The organism is Streptomyces sp. UG1 (genome assembly GCF_049974585.1).
Taxonomy (GTDB): Bacteria; Actinomycetota; Actinomycetes; order Streptomycetales; family Streptomycetaceae; genus Streptomyces.
Map to the genome: position 1 here is coordinate 1 of NZ_JBNGGG010000142.1, position 1150 is coordinate 1150.

Annotated in this window: 1 protein-coding gene; it reads right to left on the reverse strand. The window is 65.5% G+C overall.

The window, feature by feature from the left end:
• Window positions 1-1084 (reverse strand): IS630 family transposase gene (locus ACP4J3_RS50710; RefSeq protein WP_426545077.1). Its coding sequence is split into 2 segments (ribosomal slippage), with 1085 coding nucleotides annotated over them: window positions 1-559 and window positions 559-1084; the frame shifts between segments, so codons are not numbered across the junction. This gene is flagged as partial in the annotation.
• Window positions 1085-1150: the final 66 nt, after the last annotated feature.

Below are 1150 nucleotides of genomic sequence, written 5' to 3' on the forward strand. Positions count from 1 at the left end.
TACTGACCTTGTTGCCGTGATGTCGTCAAGGTGAGGCCGGTTTCCGCGAGGCATCCGTCGATGAGGTTGCTGCGGTACTGGATCTGGCGGAGACCGTGCCGAAGCGCGCTCATGAGGTGGTCAGGGTCGGTGAAAGCGGTGTTGGCCTGACTGCTGCGTCGCAGCAGTGACCAGATGCCCTCGACGGGGTTGAGATCGGGTGCATAGGACGGCAAGAAGTGGCAGGTGATCCAGTCGTGGGTGTCGATGAACTCCCGCAGCCGACGGTCTCTGTGCACGTTCAGGTTGTCCCACACGAGCACGATCGGTGCGCCGAGTTGCTGGTGGGCGGCGATGAGCAGGTCGCGGTAGTCGGTCCAGGTGAAACTGCGTCTGCCGCCCCGCTTGTGGTCGACGTGCCGTTTGGGCCGGAAGATCAGGCGTGAGCGTTCGCCCTGCTTGTAGCAGGCCAGAGCGGCGATGGAGAAGCGGCGCTGGGAGCGTCCGCGGACCCGTATGACGGGTGTGTGTCCGCGCCGGGACCAGGTGCGGGTTGTTGGCGGCGTCACCGAGAAGCCGGCTTCGTCTTCGAAGCAGAGCCAGGCCCCGAGCGCCGCCATGGCGTTTCCACCTGGGGCCATGTCTCCTTCACCCAGCCGGTGACGGCTTCCTCGTCGCGCTCGATCGCGCGGCGGGCGGGGACCTGGTGGCTGAAGCCGTGCCGGTGGAGCATCTGCGCGATGGCCGACAGCGTCATGGTCTTGTGGAACCGGCGTCCGATCAGCGTCTTGATCCGAGCCAGCGTCCAGGTCTGATCCGGCCAGCCATGCGCGACCGGTCCCTTGGCCAGTTCTTGCTCGAGCACCTCGAACAGTGCCTCACTCAGCTTGGGCCTGGACGCCTGCCCCTTCGACTCCAGGGCCGGTGTTCCGCCGTGCTCCCATGCCTGGTGCCACCGTTGTACCGACCGCACGCTGACACGTAACTGCTTGGCGATGGCGGCATTGTCGTGTCCCAGGGCGAATAACTCGGCCGCCTGCATCCGGATGTGCTCGCGAAACGCCCGTCGTTCCGCGGTCAGCCCGCCCCCTTGCGGATACCTCATGTCACCGGCCTACTGCGACAAGCACAACTCGTCGACCCTCACGACATCACGCCAGCAAGGTCAGTA